Annotated in this window: 1 pseudogene; it reads left to right on the top strand. The window is 67.7% G+C overall.

The annotated features are described in order from the left end of the window. Nucleotides 1-260: pseudogene (locus ABFX56_RS16170) on the top strand (ATP-binding cassette domain-containing protein); the annotation flags it as partial.

Genomic DNA, 260 nt, shown 5'->3' with positions numbered 1-260 from the left:
CAGCGCTCGGGGTGGCGCAAACAGCCGAAGTGCTCAACCTCATCGAGCGACTGCGTGAGCGTGGCCTCGGCGACATCCTGATCAGCCACAACATGGCCGATGTGCAGGCCGTCGCCACCCGGGTTGCGGTGCTGCGGCTCGGCCGCAACAACGGCGAATTCCGGATCGGTGAAGTCAGCTACGAGGACTTCATCGCCGCCATCACCGGCGCAACAGACAACGCGGTCACCCGCCGGGCGGGCGCCCACACCCAGTCCGGG

This window comes from Parafrigoribacterium mesophilum (assembly GCF_039652555.1).
Lineage (GTDB): Bacteria > Actinomycetota > Actinomycetes > Actinomycetales > Microbacteriaceae > Parafrigoribacterium > Parafrigoribacterium mesophilum.
Note: the sequence above shows the minus strand (reverse complement) of the source record. Positions and strands in the feature narration are given on the sequence as shown.